The organism is Bacillus sp. EU55, assembly GCF_038005925.1.
GTDB classification, from domain to species: domain Bacteria; phylum Bacillota; class Bacilli; order Bacillales; family Bacillaceae; genus Bacillus; species Bacillus velezensis.
Genome location: NZ_JBBOUE010000001.1, coordinates 1,115,542 through 1,137,935 on the forward strand (window position 1 = coordinate 1,115,542; position 22,394 = coordinate 1,137,935).

Annotated in this window: 23 protein-coding genes and 1 pseudogene; 8 read left to right on the forward strand and 16 right to left on the reverse strand. The window is 46.9% G+C overall.

Annotated elements, in window-relative coordinates; translation table 11 throughout:
• Window positions 1-92 precede the first annotated feature (92 nt).
• Window positions 93-1,634 (forward strand): fatty acid--CoA ligase family protein, encoded by a 1,542-nt coding sequence (locus tag NYE50_RS05930; protein ID WP_224988478.1) that lies wholly within the window; start codon window positions 93-95, stop codon window positions 1,632-1,634.
• Window positions 1,635-1,681: 47 nt separating this feature from the next.
• On the opposite strand, the gene NYE50_RS05935 is transcribed toward NYE50_RS05930, so the two are convergent.
• Window positions 1,682-2,077 carry a hypothetical protein gene (locus tag NYE50_RS05935; RefSeq protein WP_007409201.1) on the reverse strand — a complete coding sequence of 132 codons (396 nt, stop codon included), beginning with the start codon at window positions 2,075-2,077 and terminating at the stop codon, window positions 1,682-1,684.
• A 154-nt stretch (window positions 2,078-2,231) separates the two neighbouring features.
• On the opposite strand from NYE50_RS05935, the gene NYE50_RS05940 reads away from it, so the two are divergent.
• Complete coding sequence (locus tag NYE50_RS05940) at window positions 2,232-3,482, forward strand: M48 family metallopeptidase (RefSeq protein WP_159353982.1); 1,251 nt, start codon at window positions 2,232-2,234, stop codon at window positions 3,480-3,482.
• A gap of 44 nt (window positions 3,483-3,526) precedes the next feature.
• Here NYE50_RS05940 and NYE50_RS05945 read toward each other — a convergent pair whose 3' ends face one another.
• Complete coding sequence (locus tag NYE50_RS05945; protein ID WP_017417394.1) at window positions 3,527-4,675, reverse strand: S8 family peptidase; 1,149 nt, start codon at window positions 4,673-4,675, stop codon at window positions 3,527-3,529.
• 489 nt (window positions 4,676-5,164) lie between these two features.
• Here NYE50_RS05945 and NYE50_RS05950 point away from each other — a divergent pair, with 489 nt between their 5' ends.
• On the forward strand, window positions 5,165-6,043 hold the full coding sequence (locus NYE50_RS05950) for an ABC transporter substrate-binding protein (RefSeq protein WP_159353983.1): 879 nt from the start codon (window positions 5,165-5,167) through the stop codon (window positions 6,041-6,043).
• Between the two features lie 15 nt (window positions 6,044-6,058).
• On the opposite strand, the gene NYE50_RS05955 is transcribed toward NYE50_RS05950, so the two are convergent.
• The 7 genes and pseudogenes from NYE50_RS05955 to NYE50_RS05980 all read right to left on the reverse strand — a co-directional run bounded on the left by NYE50_RS05955 (window position 6,059) and on the right by NYE50_RS05980 (window position 12,826).
• The gene (locus NYE50_RS05955; RefSeq protein ID WP_017417397.1) at window positions 6,059-6,634 is read right to left on the reverse strand and encodes a histidine phosphatase family protein; all 576 of its coding nucleotides are present in this window, start codon (window positions 6,632-6,634) and stop codon (window positions 6,059-6,061) included.
• A 50-nt stretch (window positions 6,635-6,684) separates the two neighbouring features.
• Complete coding sequence (locus tag NYE50_RS05960; RefSeq protein ID WP_061862040.1) at window positions 6,685-7,776, reverse strand: acetyl-CoA C-acyltransferase; 1,092 nt, start codon at window positions 7,774-7,776, stop codon at window positions 6,685-6,687.
• Window positions 7,764-9,200, reverse strand: a complete 1,437-nt coding sequence (locus NYE50_RS05965; RefSeq protein WP_159353984.1) for an acyl-CoA synthetase — start codon at window positions 9,198-9,200, stop codon at window positions 7,764-7,766. The genes NYE50_RS05960 and NYE50_RS05965 overlap by 13 nt, the downstream gene beginning before the upstream one ends.
• Window positions 9,201-9,211: 11 nt before the next feature.
• Window positions 9,212-9,757 (reverse strand): biotin transporter BioY, encoded by a 546-nt coding sequence (locus NYE50_RS05970; protein ID WP_340763573.1) that lies wholly within the window; start codon window positions 9,755-9,757, stop codon window positions 9,212-9,214.
• 130 nt (window positions 9,758-9,887) lie between these two features.
• On the reverse strand, window positions 9,888-10,403 hold the full coding sequence (locus NYE50_RS21945; RefSeq protein ID WP_369719112.1) for a methyl-accepting chemotaxis protein: 516 nt from the start codon (window positions 10,401-10,403) through the stop codon (window positions 9,888-9,890).
• Window positions 10,404-10,646: 243 nt separating this feature from the next.
• Window positions 10,647-11,288, reverse strand: a pseudogene (locus tag NYE50_RS21950) (protoglobin domain-containing protein); the annotation flags it as partial.
• Between the two features lie 14 nt (window positions 11,289-11,302).
• Window positions 11,303-12,826, reverse strand: a complete 1,524-nt coding sequence (locus NYE50_RS05980; RefSeq protein WP_224988476.1) for an FAD-dependent oxidoreductase — start codon at window positions 12,824-12,826, stop codon at window positions 11,303-11,305.
• 124 nt (window positions 12,827-12,950) lie between these two features.
• Here NYE50_RS05980 and NYE50_RS05985 point away from each other — a divergent pair, with 124 nt between their 5' ends.
• Window positions 12,951-13,808 carry an SDR family oxidoreductase gene (locus NYE50_RS05985; RefSeq protein ID WP_072177103.1) on the forward strand — a complete coding sequence of 286 codons (858 nt, stop codon included), beginning with the start codon at window positions 12,951-12,953 and terminating at the stop codon, window positions 13,806-13,808.
• Window positions 13,809-13,838: 30 nt separating this feature from the next.
• On the opposite strand, the gene NYE50_RS05990 is transcribed toward NYE50_RS05985, so the two are convergent.
• Window positions 13,839-14,072 carry an IDEAL domain-containing protein gene (locus NYE50_RS05990; protein WP_007610478.1) on the reverse strand — a complete coding sequence of 78 codons (234 nt, stop codon included), beginning with the start codon at window positions 14,070-14,072 and terminating at the stop codon, window positions 13,839-13,841.
• Between the two features lie 315 nt (window positions 14,073-14,387).
• Between NYE50_RS05990 and NYE50_RS05995 the strand changes: the two genes are divergently transcribed.
• The 3 genes from NYE50_RS05995 (at window position 14,388) to NYE50_RS06005 (ending at window position 15,878) form a co-directional block, all read left to right on the forward strand.
• Entirely contained in the window at window positions 14,388-14,966 is a 579-nt protein-coding gene (locus NYE50_RS05995; protein ID WP_003155179.1) for a competence protein ComK, read from the forward strand.
• Window positions 14,967-15,111: 145 nt separating this feature from the next.
• Window positions 15,112-15,480, forward strand: coding sequence for an iron chaperone (locus tag NYE50_RS06000; protein ID WP_012117235.1), 369 nt, complete (start codon window positions 15,112-15,114; stop codon window positions 15,478-15,480).
• A gap of 26 nt (window positions 15,481-15,506) precedes the next feature.
• The gene (locus NYE50_RS06005) at window positions 15,507-15,878 is read left to right on the forward strand and encodes an iron chaperone (RefSeq protein ID WP_032866165.1); all 372 of its coding nucleotides are present in this window, start codon (window positions 15,507-15,509) and stop codon (window positions 15,876-15,878) included.
• Between the two features lie 47 nt (window positions 15,879-15,925).
• Here the strand turns inward: NYE50_RS06005 and NYE50_RS06010 are convergent, their stop codons facing one another.
• Complete coding sequence (locus NYE50_RS06010) at window positions 15,926-17,137, reverse strand: GNAT family N-acetyltransferase (RefSeq protein WP_032866164.1); 1,212 nt, start codon at window positions 17,135-17,137, stop codon at window positions 15,926-15,928.
• Window positions 17,138-17,293: 156 nt separating this feature from the next.
• The gene (locus NYE50_RS06015; protein ID WP_151295556.1) at window positions 17,294-18,004 is read right to left on the reverse strand and encodes a YrpD family protein; all 711 of its coding nucleotides are present in this window, start codon (window positions 18,002-18,004) and stop codon (window positions 17,294-17,296) included.
• A gap of 194 nt (window positions 18,005-18,198) precedes the next feature.
• Between NYE50_RS06015 and NYE50_RS06020 the strand changes: the two genes are divergently transcribed.
• Entirely contained in the window at window positions 18,199-18,468 is a 270-nt protein-coding gene (locus NYE50_RS06020) for an excalibur calcium-binding domain-containing protein (protein WP_003155168.1), read from the forward strand.
• Window positions 18,469-18,571: 103 nt separating this feature from the next.
• Here NYE50_RS06020 and NYE50_RS06025 read toward each other — a convergent pair whose 3' ends face one another.
• From NYE50_RS06025 to NYE50_RS06040, 4 genes are all read right to left on the reverse strand, one after another.
• A complete protein-coding gene (locus NYE50_RS06025) occupies window positions 18,572-20,140 on the reverse strand; it encodes an IS1182 family transposase (RefSeq protein WP_340762868.1) in 1,569 nt (522 codons plus the stop codon).
• Between the two features lie 161 nt (window positions 20,141-20,301).
• Window positions 20,302-20,619: a YbjQ family protein gene (locus tag NYE50_RS06030; RefSeq protein ID WP_003155166.1), complete on the reverse strand. Its 318-nt coding sequence runs from the start codon at window positions 20,617-20,619 to the stop codon at window positions 20,302-20,304.
• Between the two features lie 41 nt (window positions 20,620-20,660).
• Window positions 20,661-22,130 carry a sodium:solute symporter family protein gene (locus tag NYE50_RS06035; protein WP_159353985.1) on the reverse strand — a complete coding sequence of 490 codons (1,470 nt, stop codon included), beginning with the start codon at window positions 22,128-22,130 and terminating at the stop codon, window positions 20,661-20,663.
• Complete coding sequence (locus NYE50_RS06040; RefSeq protein WP_110124622.1) at window positions 22,127-22,327, reverse strand: DUF3311 domain-containing protein; 201 nt, start codon at window positions 22,325-22,327, stop codon at window positions 22,127-22,129. Before NYE50_RS06040 ends, NYE50_RS06035 begins: the two co-directional genes overlap by 4 nt.
• Window positions 22,328-22,394: the final 67 nt, after the last annotated feature.

Genomic DNA, 22,394 nt, shown 5'->3' on the forward strand with positions numbered 1-22,394 from the left:
GTTTTTCTATATTTTTCTATAATAAAAGTGAACGTTTATTCCGGATAAATGAATGACTATTCATTCATTACAATTTTTAAAGGGGTGGGAAAATGAATCTGGTTTCCAAATTGGAAGAAACGGCATCGCAGAAACCGGAAAAACCAGCTTGTCTGTTTCAAGATCAGTACATGACGTATGAGGAGCTGGCAGGTAAAATCAAAGCATTTGCAAACGGCTTGGAGGACAGGGGACTGAAAAAAGGGGATCATCTCGCGCTGCTGCTCGGAAATACGCCTGATTTTGTTATTGCGTTTTTCGGCGCGTTAAAAGCGGGAATTGTCGTCATACCTGTAAATCCGGCATATACACCTTCAGAAATCGCATACATGCTGAAAAACGGCGATGTCAAAGCGATCGCCGGCATCGACCTTTTAATTCCCGTATTTGAAAGCCTGCACGGCTCGCTGCCGCTGCTGGAGCATATCATTATCAGCCAGACAGCAGAGAACGCTCCATCGACAGAAGACCCTCAATTGCGCTTAAAAATGACAACGTTTGCAAAAATGCTCTGCCCGGCGGAGCGCAGCAGAACTTATCCGACATTGTCCAAAGATGATACTGCCGTCATTTTATACACCTCAGGGACGACCGGAAAACCGAAAGGCGCCATGCTCACCCATCAGAATCTTTTCTCCAATGCAAATGATGTCGCCGGATACTTAGGAATGAATGAGAAAGACAAAATTGTGGCGGCATTGCCGATGTTTCACGTTTTTTGTTTAACCGTTTGTATGAATGCGCCTCTGATGAGCGGAGCGTGTGTCTTAATCGAGCCGCAATTCAGCCCGGCTTCTGTGTTTAAACTGATTAAAAGCCGTCAGGCAACCATTTTTGCGGGCGTTCCGACGATGTATAACTATCTGTATCAATACGAGCACGGCAAGGCGGAGGATTTTGCGTCCGTCAGACTGTGCATTTCAGGCGGGGCCTCTATGCCTGTTGCTCTGTTGCAGACGTTTGAACAAACCTTTGACGTCACCATTCTGGAGGGGTACGGACTTTCTGAAGCGTCTCCGGTTACTTGTTTTAATCCATTTGACCGGGGGAGAAAGCCCGGCTCGATCGGGACGAATATTTTACATGTCGAAAATAAAGTCGTCGATACGCTCGGACGCGAATTGCCCGACCATCAAGTGGGAGAATTGATCGTGAAAGGGCCGAATGTGATGAAAGGCTATTACAAGATGCCCGAGGAGACGGAGCACGCGCTGAAAGACGGCTGGCTGTACACGGGTGATTTGGCGAAGCGCGATGAAGACGGTTATTTTTATATCGTCGACAGAAAAAAAGATATGATTCTCGTCGGCGGATACAACGTCTATCCGCGCGAAGTAGAAGAAGTGCTCTACAGCCATGAGGGCATTAAAGAAGCCGTGGTCATCGGCGTTCCTGACGCCAAAACGGGGGAAGCGGTGCATGCTTATATAGTGCCGGGGGACGGTGAGCTGACAGAGCAGGCGGTTTTTGATTACTGTGAAACACATTTGGCAAAATATAAACGGCCGGCGGAAGTGGTTTTTCTTGATGAGATTCCGAAGAACGCGACCGGGAAGCTGCTGAGGCGGGCGGTCCGGGACTTGCTTCCGAAATGACGGACGAAAAGCGAAGCCGGGGGCTTCGCTTTTACATGCTGATCCGGTCAGCTCTGCGATTCTTCCTTAATGATGCTTTGCACAAGCTTCGTATCATGCCGGGTCAGTTTGTAATACGTGTTTTTATACTTGTACATCATATAATTGCCGCCTTCGAGCCACATGCTGAATGAATCAAAACGGTCTTCATGGTATTTGACCGTTCCGTCGTAATCGGGAGATACGCTTTTGGTCAGTTTGACTTGTTTTCCTTGGTTCAAGATATCGAGCATATCTTTTACATTCTGCCTGTCTTTAATTTTGATTTCTTTTTTTCCGTGCTCAGACAGAATAATCAGATCTGCGTTGCTTGATGGAAACACATCGCCGGTCCGGCTGTATACATAGAAGAAAGCAATAACCAAAAGGGCGATTACTACAATAAACGCGATTATTTTTTTCATATTCATCACTCCGTCTTTTAGTCTTTCCCGCTTCCTGTTGTTCCATTCTTTTCTGTTGTGAAAAGATTAACATCCGTTTCGGAGGCTTGGTTCTATTTATTTGCATTTATGCTTACAATAGGAGTAAGTCATCAGGCTAAGGAGGGAGACTTCCATGCGCAAATGGATAGCGGCAGCGGGACTTGCCTATGTGCTGTACGGCCTTTTTTTCTATTGGTATTTCTTTATGACAGGCGACTCCGCCGTCCCGGAGGCCGTAAAGGGAACGAAAGCCGATCCGTCCTCGTTTATGGACCCGGGCCGCCTGGAAGCCGCTGAAAACTTTTCAAATGTAAAGGATTTTTTATTTTTCATCGGTGCGCCGTTAGATTGGTTTTTATTTTTTCTGCTGCTCATTACGGGGCTTGCCAAAAAAATAAAGCATTGGCTGGAAGCAGCGGTGCGCTTTCGGGTGCTGCAAATCGGAAGCTTCGTATTTGTGATTTCACTCATCGTTACGGCGGCTTCTCTTCCGCTTGAATGGATCGGATATCGGGTTTCGCTTGCGTATCATATTTCGACGCAGACAGCAGCAAGCTGGATAAGAGACCATGTCATTGATTTCTGGATCAGTTTTCCGCTGTTTGCCGTGTGTGTGCTTGTGTTTTACTGGCTGATCACAAAGCATACAAAAAAATGGTGGTTTTACGCTTGGTGTCTTACTGTGCCGTTTACCCTGTTTTTGTTTTTTCTGCAGCCGGTCGTGATTGATCCTTTATACAATGATTTCTATCCGCTGAAAGACAAGGAGCTGGAAAGCAAAATCTTGTCGCTTGCCGACAAGGCTGACATTCCGGCCAGCCATGTTTATGAAGTAAATATGTCGGAGAAAACGAATGCGCTGAATGCGTATGTGACGGGAATCGGTTCGAATAAGCGAATCGTTTTGTGGGATACGACGCTTAACAAACTGAAGGATCGGGAAATTTTGTTCATTATGGGGCATGAGATGGGGCACTATGTGATGAAGCACGTGTACATCGGACTGGCCGGGTATCTCCTGCTGTCATTAGCCGGGTTCTATATCATTGACAAGCTTTATAAGCGGCTGTCCAAATTCTTCGGCCGAATGCTCCATATAAAGGGGTCTGAAGATCTGGCCGCCCTCCCGCTGTTATTGCTGCTCATATCCGTTCTCAGTTTTGCTTCTGATCCGGTTACGAATGCCGTCTCCCGGTATCAGGAAAACGCCGCCGACCGTTACGGCATCGAGCTGACCGGAAACCGGGAAGCGGCGATTGAGACGTTTCAGGACTTGGCCGATACGGGACTGAGCCGGGTCAACCCGCCGTTTCTCGTCAAAATCTTCAGAGGGAGCCACCCGTCGATCATGGAGCGGATTGAACATGCGGAGGAAGAAAAATAATAAAAAAACCGGCGGGGCCATGGCCGACGCCGGTTTTTTATGTTTTACTGAGCTGCCGCCTGTACGTTGATCAGCCCTTTTCCGTAGTAGAAAGCATCACCAAGTTTTGTAGTGGTGTTTTCTAAACTGCTGCGGACTTGAGTGTTTGTCCAGTTCGGGTGCTTAGAAAGAATCAAAGCAGCCGCTCCGGCAACGTGCGGAGATGCCATTGACGTACCATTGTACGCGCCGTACTTGTTTCCAGGAAGCGTGCTTTGGATAGAGACGCCTGGTGCCATGACATCAAGCTCAGAACCTACGCTTGAGAAAGATGCTCGTTGGTTGCTGCTGTTAACAGCGCCTACCGCAATGACAGAAGGGTATTTACCAGGGTAGCCCACTGTGCTTGAGCCGCCGGAAGTGCCTTCGTTACCGGCTGCCGCAACGACTACGATGCCGGAAGAAACGGCTTTGTCAACTGCCGCTTTTAACGCTGCAGAACCAGAAGGTCCGCCGAGGCTCATGTTAATAACGTCCATATTGTTTGCGATCGCCCACTCAATTCCGTTAATGATCCAGCTGTACTGGCCGGAACCGTCAGCGCCGAGAACTTTTACAGCGTAAAGAGATGCGCTTGGCGCAACGCCTAATACACCGACTGAGTTATTAAGAGCCGCAACTGTACCGGCAACGTGAGTTCCGTGAGAGTTGTTGTCTTGGAAAGGATTTGTTTCAGAAGGAACCATGCTGGCTCCGCCTGCTACCTTTAAATCAGGATGAGAAGAATCGATACCGCTGTCGATAACCGCTACTTTAACATTTGATCCAGTGAAGCCTTGAGAGTGCAGAGCAGGGGCTTTAATCTGTGATACGCCGTAAGGCACGGACTGCGCGTACGCCTGTGCAACGTGATCTTCTTCAACGTAAGCGACGCTAGGGTCTTTTTTCAGCTCTTTTACAGCTTTTTCATTTAATGTAGCTGAAGCTGCGTCTACATATTTGAATTGCTTTTGCACTTTCCCGCCTTTTTCAGAAATGACATCTTTTTTCTTAGCGGCGCTCATCGTGCTCATTGTCTGTTTAAATCCGACAATGTATTTCTTTTCCCCGTTTGATTTCCCTGCCGCCTGGGCAGGAGACGTGCTGCCGAACGCCATCGTAAAGATTAACGCTAAAGCAAACAGCAAACTGATCCATACCTTTTTGCCTCTCACTCTTTATCCTCTCCTTTTTTTCATTTGCAGAACAACCAATAGACAGATTATTCTGTGGATTAATTGTATAGCATGGAATAATATTTTAGTAGACCCAATTTTTTTCAGTTTGTTTTATTTCTATTTAGGTATATCATCTCTCTTTCGTTTAATAGGAACCCGAAATATTTAAATTTTAATGGAAAAAACCGATGGAAGGACATGAGTATTTGTACACAGCCGCGATCGCTCTCTTGTTTGCTGGGTCGAACGGTTTGATTCCATTTTTGGAAGCTGCGGCAAAAACAGGATAAATGTCACCTTTTGTTGAATGCAGAAGTCTGATGGAAACGAAAGCGGAATGAAATAAAGCGGCCGGCATGAATCAGTCTTCGGCTTTCTTGACGGAGAAAAGCTGTGAAACCATTTTATAAAAATAATGATAATGAATATCATTGATACTTATATTGTCAATGATATAATTGCGGAAAAATGAAAGAGGAGGAACAGATGAAACCAATTTTCAGTATGCTGATGATCTTATCCGTTCTCTTCATAACGGGATGCTCAGAACAGGAACATGAAACCGCCGTCAGGCACGATCTGGGGACGGCACATGTGGCTGCGCATCCGCAGCGCGTCGCCGTATTGAATGATGGCTTTATTGATACCCTCCATGATCTCGGCATAAAGCCGGCGGCCGTGGCGGATGACCGGGCAGAGCGAAACAACGGCAGTCCGTCCGTCGGGCTCCCGTCACATCCCGATTTGAAAAAGATCACTTCGTTAAAGCCCGATCTCATCATTGCAGACTCAAGCCTTCACAAGGGGATATACCATGAGCTGACAAAGATCGCTCCGACAATCGCTTTACAAAATGAAGCTGCGGATTATCAGGATGCGGTTGACGCTGCCCTTACTATTGAAAAGGCGGTCGGTAAAGATGGCATCATAGAGAAACAATTGTCGGCTCAGGAAGAAAAGCTGAATGACATCAAAAGAAAGCTGGATGCAGAAGGCGGCACGATTTTATTAATTGACGCTGCAAATGACAGCATTTCCGTAAAGGATGACCGGTTTTTCACGTCCCGGCTTTTGACGCTCGCAGGGTTTACATATGCGGTCCAGACGGATTCCGGCGGGAAATCAGACTCTATCAAAATGACGCCCGGGCAGCTTTTGCATATCGATCCTGATTACATCGTACTGTTGGACGGTGAGAAAGAACTCGAAAAAAATCACCTCTGGAAACAGCTGACAGCCGTGAAAAACGGACACGTTTACCGCGCGGACAGGGCGGTATGGACGGAGCGCCGGAGCATTGACGGTGCGGACGCCATATTACATGATCTTCAGAAAAAAATGCTCGCCAAAAAGGCCCAAAACTGAATTCGGGCCTTTTTGTTATGATTCTGATAGGTGGCTGCTTATATTGTAATCTTTGACGCGCCACTTATTTTCAATTCGTTCGATATTGCTCAGGCACGCATTGACAAGCTTTGCGTTTTGTATGTCGGTATCACCGTCAGAAATGGCGGACAAGAGGGCGTGAATGGCTGCGCCGTGAGCGACGATCAGTACTTTTTGCTCAGGAAACCGCTCCTGAACTTTCACTAAACCGGCAAGCATTCTGTCTGTCAGCTCTTCTGCTGTCTCCATGTTCGGGTAGTTTTTATCCGGGTAGCGCTTCGACCGTTCCGGTAAAGACATTCCTTCCGCATCACCGTAGCTCCGTTCTCTGAAATCTTCCATGACAACAATGGGAAGATTCAAAAACCCGTTAATAATGTCAGCTGTTTTTCTGGCCCGTTTCATCGGGCTTGAGACGATGACATCCCATTCGGACCCCTTTAAGTACTCTCCTGTTTCTTTCGCCTGACGCTCCCCCGTCGCATTTAACGGAATATCCGATTTGCCTTGAAGCTTCTTTTGGGCATTCCAATCAGTCTCTCCATGTCTTACTAAACAAACGGCAGTCATAAAGTCTCCACTCCGATCATTTTTTATCGATATCATCTATTATACTGCCGTTACGTTAACACTTCAAAGAGAAGCGCCAGTCCGACTCCGCCTCCGCTGCCGATCGCTGCTGCTGCGTAGCGGGCATCCGGGCGTCTTTTTGCTTCATAAAAAAGCCGGGTGACAAGCGCCGCCCCGGAAGCCCCGTACGGATGCCCGACGGCCAGAGCGCCGCCCCGGACATTTATTTTAGAATACGGCACTTGAAGCTGCTGTGAAAAAACGCATATTTTGACGGCAAACGCCTCGTTGATTTCGTATATATCAATATCATCCGGTGACAGGTTCCGTTCCTTCAAAAGCTTTTTGACGGCATAAACCGGGGCTGCTGACGGATAATGCGGATGGACGCCGCTTACCGCGCTTCCGATAAAACGCAATCCCGGCTTTAAACCGAGAGACCGCGCTTTTTGTTCTTCCATCACACAAACTGCCGCCGCCCCGTCAGAAATTCCGCAGCTGTTGGCGGCGGTGACAGAGCCTCCGGACTGAAAGACGGGTTTGGCACGGGAGATGAGAGGCTCCATGTTCCGCTTTTTCAGCATGTTTTCGTCAGCGGCGAATCCGTGACAGGGGAGAATTTCCCGGCGGTACAAGCCGTCTTCGTGCGCTTTGACGCTCCGTTCATAGCTGAGAAGGGCATATTCGTCCTGCATCTTTCTCGTTACGCCGTAAGCCTGTGCCGTATACTCGGCTGCTATGCCCATATCAGGATCGCCGATGTGTTCAGGAGAAAAGCGCGCCCGGGATGAGAAAGGGGAACGGCTGCTGCTCTCCGCTCCTCCCGCGATGTACGTGCTCCCCGCGCCGGCTTTAACAAAGTGGCACGCGACCCTCACGGCGTCCAGTCCGGAGCCGCACTGTCTGTCGATGGTCGTACCGGACACGCTCAAAGGAAGTCCGGCGGCCAAGGCTGACAGCCGGGCGAGATTCCCGCCGCGGCCCGTCGCGTTTCCGATCAGGACTTCATCAATGTCTTCGGGCATGTTCCGGCTCAAATGGCGAATCAGCGGAGCTGCCAAATCTTCTGGGAGACAGTCTTTTAACAGGCCGTTTTCCCGGGCGAAAATCGTCCGTTTCGCATCCGTAATTACAGCTTCCATTCCATCATGTCCTTTGCCTGCTTTTGTACGGCGGCACGGGCGATCTTTCCGCCGGCTGTTTCCGGTATTTCTGAAAACAGCCATTTTTTCGGGATTTTATATGCCGCCAGCTGCTCGCGGCACTGTTTCTTCAGTTCCTTTACATTTGCATGTCCGTCGATCACCGCAACGGCGATGCTGCCCCAATAATCATCAGGAATGCCGAGGACGGCCGCTTTTCTGACGCCCGGACAGCGGTTGAGCACACGTTCTATCTCTTCCGGGAATACATTCAGGCCGCCTGATACGATCATCCCGTTTTCACGTCCTTCGATATAAAGATAGCCTTCACGATCGATATATCCCATGTCATCAACCGTCATCCAGCCGGAATCATCAGATTTTGCGCCGTTGATGTATCCGGAAAATTTCATCGGGCTGTTCACAAAAATCTTCCCCGTTTCGCCCGGCATGCAGCGTTCTCCGCCGGGCCGGCGGATTTCGATTGTAACATTTTCAAACGGGCGGCCCGCCGCGTCAGGCTTTCGGGCGCTGTCTTCAGGCGATAAGAACGCCACGAAACTCAGCTCGGACGTTCCGTAAAAATCGTACAACCGCAAATGGGGATAGCGCTCTGACAGCGCTTGTTTAGACGAAGCGGGCCAGTCTGCACCGGAAGAAATCACCTTGAGCGGTGTATCCGGAAACGCCTCTAGTGAGAGCAGGGCGTCCGTCATTGTCGGAACGGTATATAGAACGTCAGCTTGTCTGAGCCGGTCTTTCATTCCGGCCGGATTGAATTTTCTTTGAAGGATGACGGTTCCGCCGATAAACAAAGTGCTGACGGCGCCGTATAAAAAGTGTGACGAGCGAAGCGTGCCCGGTACCAGCACTTTGTCATCAGGGGAAATGCCGAATTCACGTTTCGTACAAGAAAAGCTCTCCAGCCACGAACGGTGAGAGCGGGTGAAGGCTTTCGGCTTACCGGTCGATCCCGAGGTGAATCCGGTATAAAAGGGCAGGCCGGTGTTTTCGATAAAAGCGCCTTCCGTTTTTTCCGCCTCGATCAAAGGCCTGCATTCATCCCACAGGATGACAGGCGTTTTGACGCCGTCCAGTCTGCCGCTCAGCCGGCGGTCACAGATGACGAGGTCGGTTTTGCTGATGTGCAGCTGGTCCGCGAGTTCCGCCGCTGCCGAGCGGGGATCTAACGGAACCGCCGTGCAGCCGGCATGCGCCGCGCCTGCGAAAAGTTGTAAAAATGGGATGCCGTTCGGCAGTAATATTGCAATGTTTTCGGGCTTATCTATAAGGCTGCCAAGCCAGTTTGCGGTTTGGTTTACCAGCCTGTTCCAAGTTTGATAGTTGATCTGTTCTGTTTCTGTCTGAATTGCGATCTGTTCCGGCGCTTGTCCGGCTGTATCTGAATATGATGATGTAATCATGATGACTAAAATCAGCTTCCTTTCGTCGGCAAAAGCCGGCTTGCTTGAAGAGTTTTTCTGATTCTTACGGCTGCGAATGAGGCTGCGGCCGCTTTAAGCAGATCTCCGGGCACATAGATGAGGCTGAGCTTTACGGCAGTCAAGATATCAATGTGCATCATAAAAGCCTGAACGGGAATGCCGATGACATACAAAAACAGCACGCCGAACAAGAACTGTCTGATAAACAAATGTGAGCGAAGGCCTTGGATGCTGAGGCTCAGAAGTAATGCCGCCAGCGGATATGCGATGAGATATCCGGCGCTCGGCCCGAAAAAAACCCCGAACCCGCCTCTGCCGCCTGAAAGGAGAGGCGCTCCGCATGCCACAATCAGCAAAAAAAGCAATTGGCTTAAAAACGCCGCTTTCGGTTTTAGGATGCTTCCCGATAAGAGCACACCGATCGTCTGGAGCGTAATCGGAACCGGCGTAAAGGATAAGAAAAGCGGCGGGAGCAGCCCCAAAAGTCCCATAATGGCGGTAAACACGGCAATATGCATCATTTCTGTCAATTTCATTATGTATTCCTCCAGCTTATCAAAATATGTTTATACAATAAAGCGAGTCTTTATATATGTCAACTCTATTATATTTCAAGTTAACATTAAAAAGGCCGGCCCTTTATGAAAAAGGCCGGTCGGTTTATCTTTATTCTTCTGTAAGGATAACAAGTGAATCAACGGATGATGCAACGTGGGAAACGGCGCGGCTGACTTCTTGAAGGCCGCCGAGAAAGGCCTGCAAATCAACGTCGATTTTGCCTGTCTGGTCTTTGCTCGTTTTCATGCTTTGGACGATGTCATCAAACAGACGGTTGATCTGCGTCATTTTTTCTTTCGTTTCACTTACAAGTCCGTTGACATCTTTAATATGTTTGGACACGATGTTGATTTGTGTATTGGTATTGTTCACGAGCTCTGATACGGTGGAAACGGTTTTTTTCGTATCCTCTGAAAGCTTTCTTACCTCCGTCGCCACAACGGCGAACCCTTTGCCGTGCTCCCCGGCTCTCGCGGATTCTATTGAAGCGTTGAGTGACAGGAGATTCGTTTGCTCGGCGATCCCCGTCACGATGCCGAAGATTTTTTCGATCTGCTGGGCGATGTCATTCAGCTTGTCCATTTCTTCTTCAATCTGCAGAAGGCTGGCGTCGATTTTATTCATCTGCTTCTGCTGGCTTTCAAGCTCTTTTTTCCCGCCGATTGATTTTTCTTCGACATGTACGGAAGTGACGGTGCCGGCTTTTGACGCCTCGGAAATGCCCTCCGATTTATCGACCAGCTCCTGCACGGCTCTGCTCGTTTCTGAAAACAAATCAGCGAGTGATCCTGATGTTTCCTGGATTTTTTGATGAAGACGGGCTTTCTTTTCCTCTTGTTCGTCACGCTGGCAGTTATATTCGCTCTGGAATGCTTCAAGGACGAGCTGCTGTTCAAGATTCAATATTTTCGTCGTCGCTTTGATCGCTTTTAAAAGCTCATGCAAATCCGGAATTGCTGCTTCATATATGTTCATCATCGACAGAAGCAGATCCTGAAACGCTCCCATATACCATTTCGGTTCAAGGCCGATCCGCAAGTGGATGGAAGCGATGCGCTGTCTTTTTTCGATGAATTCATCATCAATCGTGCCGGCGAACATCTCATGGATATGACGCCGTAATGTTTTTTTCAGGCGCTCGACCGTGCTGTGGTCGTTAATGATCGTCATTAATGATTTTTCGTGATCCAGGTTTCGGTAAAAGGAATCGACGATTGTTGAGATATGTTCTTTAATTAACGGCTGCAGCTCTTCAAGCACATGAAGTTCTTCGTTTCCGAGCCTGACCATTTTCAGCTGTTTTTGGACATCTGCATATTGATTTGAAAGCGCGATGCGTTTTTTTTCATCGGCTTCTGAAAAATAAGCTGTTTCTTTTTTGCGGTCTTTTTTAAATAACAATATAAGTTCCCCCAGATATTCTCTTTTTCTTTTTATCGGTATGGAAGGAACTTGAATGAAGGAATCTGATAAAAATATTTTAATGCGGAAAAAAATAAAACCATTCATACAGAATGGTTTAGTCAATCTTGGCTGAGGCGCTTCAGCGGCTTGATGGCGGGACCTTCGGCAACCCCGCCGTCAGGTGTGAACCGGGACCCGTGACAAGGACAGTCCCACGTCCGTTCGCCGTCATTCCATTCGACCTCACAGCCCAAATGGGTGCATGTCGTATCGACAAGATGCAGACAGCCTTTTTCATCTTTATAGGCGCCTGCCCGTTTGCCGTTTACCGTTACGATTTTTCCCTCCCCGGGCCGAAGAGTCTCAGGTGAAGCGTCCGGCCTCTCAAGTTTGCCCGAGATAAGGTGTTTGGCCACGTCGGCATTATAGGAAATCAGTTTTTTCAGTCCGGGATCTGCGTGGAAGCGTGACGGAATAAACAGGCCGGAAAACGGGTTCTTTTTGTTTTGGATATGATCAGCCAAAAGCTTCGCGGCGAGCGCTGAGCTTGTCATCCCCCATTTTTTAAAACCGGTCGCCGCCAAAATATGTTCTTCATCGCCTGAGATGGGACCGATGAACGGAATTTTGTCAATGGTGACAAGGTCTTGTGCAGACCAATGATATGGGATGCTTTCAACTCCGATTGTGTCTTCCGCAAATTGTTTCAGCGCTTCGTAATGCCCGGACATTTCTTTTCCTTGGCCTGTTTTGTGGCTTTCACCGCCGACAAGCACCAGTTTTTCACCGTTCAAATCGGTGTATCGCAGTGATCTGGACGGCTTGTCTATGCTGAGATACATCCCGTCCGGATACGCTTGTTTCGGTTTTACCGCGAGTACGTAGGACCTGCTGGCATACATTCTGGCGGCATAAAGCCCGCCTCCGTCATAAAAAGGAAAGTGGGAAGAGCAGACAATGTAGCTGCACTTGATGCCGTGTCTGTTTTTCGTGACCACTTCCGGCTGCGGTTCTTTTTTTATGTCGATCGCAGCCGTCTGTTCAAAAATCCGCGCCCCGTTTTTAACGATCTCTTTGACGAGCGCCGCACCATATAAAAGCGGATGGAATTGCGCCTGATTCTTCATCGCGAGGCCGAGTCTGCAATCAACGGGGACGGGAAGTTCTTTCACAAGCTCATGTTCAATACCGAGCTTGGTATAAGCTTCCTGCTCACTGCGGATTTTTTTGACGCCTGATTCTGTATTCGTGTAAAGATATGCGTCTTGTTCAATCAGTCTGCAGTCAATCGAAAGGTCCTTGATGATCTGCTTCATGTCTTCCATGGCGCGGAGATGGGCTTCGAAATACAGCCTTGCGCTGGTCAGGCCGATCTGCTGAATAAGATCGGCATAGATGAAATCATGCTGGGCGGTGATTTTTGCGGTCGTGCCAGCGGTCGTCCCGTTTAAAATCCGGTCTGCTTCAATGACAGCGACACGGAAACCTCTTTTCGTCAGTTCGTATGCCGTTGTCAGGCCCGTAATTCCTCCGCCGATAACCGCAACGTCACATTCCGTATCTTCAGTGAGGGCGGGAAAGGAAGGAATGTCAGCTGTCGCTTTCCAATAGGAAGCCGGTTCCTCGTTTGAAAAAGTAGTCAATTCAGATTTACCTCCTCTGTTGTATATTCTTAATTTTTCCAATAAGACTCTGTTCATACATGAAATTCGTATAAGTTGCTCAAATTAATCATAATATAGTAATTAATGTAAAGGAGTGATCAAAATGGCTAATCAGAAGAAGAAAACCTTGCCGCCGCAGCATCAAAACCGGCAGCCGGGCTTTGAATATGTAATGGACCCGCGCCCCGTTTTTGACAAACCGAAAGCGGCGAAAAAACTTGAAGGGAAAACGGCGATCATCACGGGCGGAGACAGCGGGATCGGCCGCGCCGTATCCGTTTTATTCGCGAAGGAAGGCGCTAATGTGGTCATCGTTTACTTTGATGAGCATCAGGATGCCGAAGAGACGAAGCAATATGTAGAAAAAGAGGGGGCGAAGTGTCTGCTGATCGCAGGGGATGTCGGCGACGAAGCCTTCTGCAACGATGTCATCCGCCAGGCGGGCCAAGCCTTTCCTTCCATTGACATCCTGGTCAACAACGCGGGGGAGCAGCACGTGCAGCCGGGGATTGAGAAAATCACGAGCCACCAGCTCATCAGAACGTTTCAGACGAATATTTTTTCAATGTTTTACTTAACGAAAGCCTCGCTCCCTCACCTGAAAAAAGGAAGTTCAATTATTAATACGGCCTCCATTACCGCCTATAAAGGCCATAAAACATTGATTGACTATTCAGCGACAAAAGGGGCGATCGTCACGTTTACAAGATCTCTTTCCCAATCTCTTGTCACTCAGGGCATCAGGGTAAACGCAGTGGCGCCGGGGCCGATCTGGACGCCGCTGATCCCGGCGAGCTTCTCGGCGAAGGAAGTGGAAGTCTTCGGCTCAGATGTGCCGATGCAGCGCCCGGGAGAGCCTGTTGAAGTGGCGCCGAGCTATTTGTACCTAGCAAGCGATGATTCTTCCTATGTCACGGGACAGACGATTCATGTGAACGGCGGCACCATCGTAAACGGATAATGTAAAAAAAGCCAATCCATATGGATTGGCTTATTCACTCTGTTTGAGTGCGGCATATTCTTTTGAAAGCGTGAGGAACGCTTCTTTATTTTTATCATCAAGCGCCTTATTAATCTGCATTGTCAGCATGGCGATCCGGCGTTTATACAAGGATTCATCAAGCACCATTTGAATGTAAATATCGGCCATTGTCACATCGAATTCGTTTGCTTTTTGCGTGTTGCGGGACTTCATGAGCTCAGTGTACGACTTTTTCTCTTTCATAAAGAATCCCCCCAATGCCTTTTTTATAGTATATGGATAACGGCCGGAAAAATCAATTAATTTTTATAATCTTTAGACAACTAATACTTGGAAATATATCGACATATCCTGCAAATTGACGAAAAAACGAAAATGATCATCGTATAAATGAGGTGAAACGAAAAAGAAAAACAATATTTAAATAGTAATTTAAGACTAAATTACATCTTTAAAAGGTGATTTTTAGCTATATTCAAAAAAAACCTGTCGTTTTCCAATGACAGATGATAGATTATTAGTATAAATTTTCAAGAAAAGGATTGGAGGCTGCACATTATGTGCCAGAAAACACACGCACCCTTAGAAAGCTACGAAGTAAATCGTTCAACCATCGCTGTTTTGCCTGAGGAAATAGACGGTAAAATGGGGTCGAAGGTCATTGAAAAAGACTGCATTCTGTATGTCAGCATGAAGCCGATTCACATCATCGACAGAAGCTGCCGCTACTTTGGCTCCAGCTATGCCGGGAGAAAAGCGGGAACATATGAAGCGATTAAAATTTCTCACAAGCCGCCGATTATGGTGGACCCTTCAAATCACATCTTTTTATTCCCTACACTTTCTTCTGCAAGGCCTCAATGCGGCTGGATATCTCATGTGCACGTTAAAGATTTTCAACCGACGGCATTTGATGACACAGCTGTCACGTTCTCAAACGGCAAAACGATGGAACTGGAAGTATCCTATCATTCTTTTGAAAATCAGGTTTACAGAACCGCCTATCTCAGAACCACTTTTCAGGACAGGATGGGCAGTCATATCCCGAAGCGGCAGGAATTCATGCTGTATCCGAAAGAAGAGCGGACAAGAATGATCTACGACTTTATTTTGCGGGAGCTGGGGGAGAGATATTAGAGAAAGCTGTGATGTGAAGGGACGGGCCCTCTCCTTTTGGGGAGGGCTTTTTTCGATTTACATGCCCGGCCAGAGTTGTATCGTGTCCGTCTGTTGGCTATGATGATGTAAAGAGTAATGATATTTCATTTTAGGAGAGATGGGCATGGATGTGTTTGCAAAATATGTATCAGGAATCGATAACCCGGATCACCGTCTCAAAGCAGAGGAAATTTTGTCGTGGACGGCTGGCCAATTTCCGAACTTAGAAGCGCAGATCAAGTGGAACAAACCGACATTTACCGATCACGGCACCTATATCATTATGTTTGCCGCGGCAAAAAATCATTTGAGCATTTTACCTGAAAAAGAGACGATGGAGCATTTTGCCGATGACATCGCTCAAGCCGGGTACAGCGCTTCTTCGCGCCTGTTCCGAATTCGATGGACTGATCCGGTGCACTATGATCTGCTTAAGAAGATCATCGAATTTAACATCAAGGAAAAAGCTGAAAATCCGGGGTTTTGGCGCTAGCGGACGTGATGTTGATGGAGGAAGACATGGACGTTTTCAAAGACTATTTATCAAGTATCGACAGTCCTGATCATCGTCTGCGAATGGAGGAAATCCTGTCGTGGACGGCTGACCAATTTCCGAACTTAGAAGCGCAGATCAAGTGGAACACGCCGATGTTTACCGATCACGGCACCTTTATTATCGGCTTTGCGGCGGCAAAGCATCATGTAAGTGTTTCCCCCGAAGAAGCTGGAATTGCGCATTTTGCCGACGACATTGCCCATGCCGGCTACAGCGCTACTTCCCGTTTGTTCAGAATTCTATGGACTGAACCGGTGCATTATGAGCTGCTTGAACGCATGATTCAATTCAATATTCAGGATAAGGCGGACTGCTCAGCATTTTGGCGGAAATAATGAAAGAAGTGTTAAAAAAACAACCCTGAGGAGGGCTGTTTTTTTTATTAAAAGTAATCCGAGAAATAAGGGGTTTGCGTTTCCAGCAAATCCTCAATGAATTCCAATGTGTCCGGGCTGCATTCGAGCCGGCCCGTGCGGTGTAGGTATTCTGGTTTCCGGTATGCAAATAATAATGCCGTCATCGTCTGAATATCCAGTTTCGCCGCATCAGCATCGCCGCCCGGGCTTAAAACGGCTTTTCCTTCAGGCGAAATCTCCGCTGTAAAGACGCCCTGATTCCATTCAAGCAGCGGATCTTCCAGTGTAAAAGACCATGTCCGCTTCTCTTTTTGCGGTTTAAAGGGATACTGATTGATAAATTGCTCAATATCGACAATCCGGGCCATAAAGTAAGGAGAAATCGTTTCCTCAATTTCAGCATCTTCTAACAGAAAGGCGATCGGTTCATTAGAATAATTGTCGCCGACGACTTTTGTCACCATGGAGAAATGAGCCGAAATAAAGTTCCACAGGCCTCTTCGCGCTTCTTCATTTACATATACCATTTCTTTAATATGAAAAACTTCATCTGCAATCCAGTAAAGAACATAACCGTTCGCCTGTCTGGATTGGTCATAATACACGGCAGCCGTAAGCTCTTCTAAATCCCAGCGCCAATATTCATCCCATGCCAGTTCATTTCTGATCATGGCCGCATGGCTTTTATGCGCGAATCGGCTGTATACTTCTTTAATGACCTCATGTTCCGGCTCGACGCGTTCCACTTCACCGGAAACGATGCTCATTTTCGGGAGCTGAAAGTCTTTCACCTCAAACGTCATTTTATCGCTGATAATTTCCCAGCCTTTTCTTCTGTAGTAAGGGATGGAGTAGGGGAACAAATAGGATACGGACTGACCGCGCTCACGCATGTCAACTAATGCTTTGTATAACAGTTTCGCCATTAATCCCATATTGGCGTACTCGGGATATGTTCCGACCCCCGTCACACCGCCCATTTCGAACGTTTTATTAAAAATCCGGACTTGAAATGGATAAACGGCCGCCTGTGAAACGAGTTTGTCTTTGTCAAACCAGCCCAATACATGCGCTTGTTCCAAAACGGGGAGTTTTGCGGAGGCGATTTCGGGTTCCTTCCATCCCACTTCATGCAGATTACTGTTCGTGACTTGGAAAACATATCGGAGCAGCTGATTAAATTGCTGCAAATGTTTCGGTTTGACTTTCTTTAATTCAAGCCTTTTTTCTCTGTTCATAAATTTCGCTCCTGTATGAATAATGACTGAACGTCAATCATTTTTGTGGTTTACATAAAGTGTACATGAAAATCCGCCTCGTTTCCAATTTTTCACCCGGCGGCAGTATTGACATAACGAAACGCACGATGACAGAAATCGTGCGTTCAAAATTCTTTATTTGACGACAGACATGCTGACGCTGCTGCCTGACACTGTCAATTTGGCAAAATCCTGTGTATCAATCACAGGGGTGACTGCTTTATTGTCGATCGTGATGTTCGTAAAGGCTGTTGAGAAGTTTGATTTGATGTAAGGGCGCTGATCCTCTGATGTGACCGCGACGGTGGCGAGCGCTTTCCATTTTGAGACAGAGCCTACATTTGTTTGGGCGAGTTCTGAGATGATGCGGCCGGTGTATCCGTCATTATTCGTGCCCCAATATGTGGCGCGGGTATTGCCGTTCAGATTTTTGTAAATGGTCAGCTGTACGGTGCTGCCGGGCCGGAAGCCTTTCGTATAGGTGAATTGGCTTTCTCCTTCCAGATACTTGACCTGGCCTTGTCCCTTTGAACCGACTTTCATGATCGGTTTCCATACATGATAGGTGTCGCTGTATTGAAGTCCGATATCGGCTTCTGTGCCTCCGGTAAATCCTGAGTAAATATAGGCTGTCCCATTTGACACCTGAATCGAGCTTGGAAGCTGAATTTTCGTGACGAGAACTGAGCCCGTGCTGTTCAGGTAGGCCCTTCCGCCGATTCCTTTGCTGAGCTGAGACGCCGCTTCCGCCGTATTGGGACTGATCAACCCCGGAATATCCGCCGTACATGCGCCGAATAGAACGGCTGAAGTGAGAACACCCGCAAGAAGCCCTTTTTTCATCATCATTTCTCCTCCTATCATCATAGTCAGATAGCGCTATCAATTCATATTATAAAAGGTTTTGGGAAAAATTCCATAAAAGATATACGGGCGGACGTAAATTAAAACTATTTTCCTATTTATCTTGTAAATGGAGATTATTTGACTTTGATATGTTCAGCAATACCGCATAACTCAGGAGAGGGGATAGGATAGAGATGAAAAAGACGGCAGCTGTGCTTTTGTCTTTCGGTCTTGTGTTCGGATGTTCATACGGAGCGGGGCAGACGGCAGAAGCGAAAACAAAGGTGAAAACGTATCAAAACTGCAAGGCGCTGAATAAGGTGTATAAGGGCGGCGTGGCCAAATCGTCGAAAGTGAAAAACAAGGGCGGCAGAACAAAGTACAAGCCGTATGTATCAAAAGCGCTTTACAATGCAAATAAAAGACTTGACCGAGATAAAGACTATATCGCATGTGAGAAATAAAAAAGTGGCTGGGACAAAACTAGCTTCAAATAATGAGAAAGGTGAATTTGGGGGTACTCAAATTCATCTTTCTTTATTTTTATGTATAAATTCTTCTATTACCTTAGAAGTTGGCAGTGAATTTTCTTAAATTCACTGCCATTAATGCGAGACCCATTTCGTTTGCTACCTTCGATTTTCCTCGTACAGAAAATCGAGTGAAACGCAAATTAGCCTTCAAGAATCCAAAAACTGGTTCCACATCGGTTTTACGTTTTCGATAGATGGCACTCGTTTTCTCTTCTGAAAGCTTCGCTCTCACATATTCTTTTTGCTGTTCCCATTTTTTGTTCACCATTAGTTTTCGATTGTTTCCTTCTTTTGCCTTGGTACATGATGAACGGAATGGGCATCCTGAACAGTCTTCGCACTCGTAGACTTTGAAACTCCTTTGGAAACCTGTAGCGTCCGTTCGGACAGAATGATATTGAAATTCTAAACGTTTCTGATTAGGGCACGTATATGTATCGGTTTCTTGATCATATACCCAGTTATCAGGATTAAATGTATTTTGTTTGTACTTTTTCTTTTGTTCCTTCAAAAACATGTTATATGTTATCAGTGCTTCTCGGTTTCTGTTTGAGAGAATATCACTAAAGTTTTGTTCACTACCATAACCTGCATCTGCAACTATATGTTTCGGTAACTCGAAATAATGTTGCTCGATCTCATCTAAAAATGGAATTAACGTACGTGTATCTGTTGGGTTTGGAAATAGACTATAAGCAAGCGCATATTGACCTTCCGTTGCGATTTGTACATTGTAACCAGCTTTCAATTGCCCGTTTTTCATATAATCATCTTTCATTCGCATAAATGTCGCATCTAGATCTGTTTTAGAATAGCTATTACGTGGTCCAAAGATTTTAAGATCCTGTTGGTACTTCCGTTTTCTTAGGATAAAATCAATCAACTGTTTACGCACTTGTTTCGGGTATTTTCGTTCCCTTCGTAAGGCTTTTCGTTCCGTAACGTCTGAAGATGCTTCTATTTGTTTATCATATTCGGTCACTACTTCGTCTACTTTTTGAACCATTTGAGTGAGCTCTCCAAATGATAGCTGTTCATCACTTTCCCGTTCCATTTGGGGTATGATTTCGTTCTCAAGCAACTCATTGTACAACTGGTTTGACTTATCAATTAAACGCTGATGAAATTTCTCAATCGCTTTCTTCCAGACAAACGTAAATTTATTCGCATTCGCTTCAATCTTTGTACCATCGATAAATATCGCTTCTTGATCGATCAGTTTTTCTTCAATCAATTGGCAGCGAAATTGGATGAAACATTGACGGATTAAATCTTTCACTACTGGTTGAACACGAAATCGGTTAATTGTACGGTAGCTTGGTTCATACCCTTGAGCTAACCACATCATACGGATACTGTCTTTTAATAGGGCCTCTATTTTACGCCCTGAAAAGACAGATTGAGTGTAGGCACATAGAATAATTTTAAGCATCATGCGTGGATGATAGGCAGGACAACCTTCATTTCGAAGAAATGGTTCAAACGCTTCTTGAGGGATACTTTCCACTAAATGATGGACATGGTAGGCAATATCATTATTTTGTAACTTTACTTCTAAATCTAAAGGCAAAACGATTTGATTCATGGTATAATCTTTAAACATAAGGACACTTCTTTCTGATTAGATTTTGTATGGTAACTTAATTTTATCAGAAGTTGTCCTTATTTTTTATTGTAAAATAATCAAAAACGGTGAAAGTTTACTCGTCGTAAAATTTCACCGTTTTTTTCGTCTTAGAGGTGGGTTTTGTCCCAGCCCCTTTTTTAAATGGATTCGGCGGTGACGGCGGTTCCGTATCCGATTAATTCGGATGTGTTCTGTCCTGCGGTCAGTTCGAACCGCAGGCCGACGATGGCGTTCGCTCCGAGCTGCTCCGCCTCTCTGATCAGCCGCTCTTTCACCGCTTTTTTGGAGTCTTCCAGCATTTCAGTATAGCTTTTCAATTCGCCGCCGACGACAGATTTTAAGCCTGCAAGCAAGTCTTTGCCGATGTGTCTGGACTGGACGATACTGCTTGTCACCAAGCCTTTCACTTCCGTAATCTGTTTTCCGGCGACGGTTTCGGTCGTTGTCATGATCATGCGTTTTTCCCCTTTCGTGTATCTTACCGCTATCTTACCATTTAAGCCGCCTTTTCGGCTGCGCCGATTTGTTTTTTTCTGACTGCGGCGCTGACTGCAAACATGACGGCGATGTTCAGAACCAGTGCGATGATGCCTGTATTCATATCCTTAACGATCTGCGGAAGAAACGGAAAGAGGGTTCCGATGGTTGATTCGGTCAGCGTAATGAAGGCCACCGTTCCGACCCCGGCCGTTATGCCGGCAAAAGCGCCGTGGCTTGTGATGAAACGCCGCTTCGGCAGGCTGAATAAGAGGGCGGGGAAAAGCTGGATGACAAGGCTGTAGCCCATTAAAAGCAAGGTGACGATGGTATTTCCGCCTTTCAGCGTAAAATATACGGATATCAGCGCGATGACGGGTACGGCGTATTTTGCGAGCCGTGAGACTTTTTCGTCAGTCGTGCCGGGCAGAATGGCTTTGTACACATTTTTGGCGAACAGCGTGCTTGAGGCCATTAATATCATTGAACCGGGTACAAGCGCCGTCAGAATGCCCGCCGATCCGATCAGTCCGACAAACCAGGGATCAAAGGTTTTCACAGACAGCTTTAATAAGGCGAGATCCGTGTCCGCCCCTTTTAAACCGGGCACCTGCAGAATCGCCGCAAATCCGGTAAAGATGACAAACAGCAGGACGAGCTGATAAAGAGGCATGATGATTGCGTTTTTCCGAAACACCCGCGGATGCTCCGCCGAATAGGAAGCGGCAAATGTATGGGGCCACATATAAAAGCCGAGGGCGGTCAGCAAAACCGTTGAGCTGAACCAGGAAACGCTCTGTCCGGTTTCCGGCAGCGTGAGAAAACCGGGTTTTGCGGCGTCAATTTGTTTGAACATCTCCGTAAATCCGCCATAGTAATGAATGGGCAGATAAATGCCTAAATACAGGACGATGCCTAAAATCATGATATCTTTAACGACTGATATCCACGCTGAACCGTGGATTCCTGATATCATCACATAAATCGTGATGGAGACAGCGCCGATCCAGACAGCGGCTGAGGGCGGAATCTGTCCGTATGACGTTGCTGAAACAATTAATCCGAGCCCTTTCAGCTGCAGGACGAGATAGGGGATGAGGGATGCGATGCCGACGAGCGATACGAGAATGCCGAGGAGCGGGCTGTTGTATTTTGAAATAAAAAAATCTGATTGCGACATCAGTTTGTGTTGTTTGGCGTAAGTCCACACGGCTGGCAGAAGCCAATATGACAAAATGTAGGCAAGGCAGCCGTACGCGATAATATAAAAGGCGGGGCCTCCTTTTCCGTAAGCCCATCCGCTTCCGCCGAGGAATGTAAAGGTCGTGTATATTTCTCCCGCCATTAATAAAAAGACAAACATCGTGCCGAAGCCGCGTCCGCCCACCGTCCATTGTTCAAGGTCCATATGTTTTCCTTTTCGGGCCCGGATTCCGAGATATACACAAAACAGGAGCACGGCGGCCATTACGGGAAATGCTGCGTTCATTCCGCCTCACCCGCCTTGTTTTCTTTGTCCAATTTGTAAACGGCGGCCATCAGAATGGAAGTCAGCACCGCCCAGATGACGACATACGCAAGAATGAAAGGCATTCCGAAAACATAAGGCGTCACCCGGTTGGCAAATGGAATGCCGGCGAGAATTCCGAAAAAGGGCAGGGCGGCGAGAACATGAATCAGTTTCATAACATTCCTCCTTTTCATTGAAAACAGCGTGTCCCGATTATAAAGAAAATCATGTCGAATGTATAGT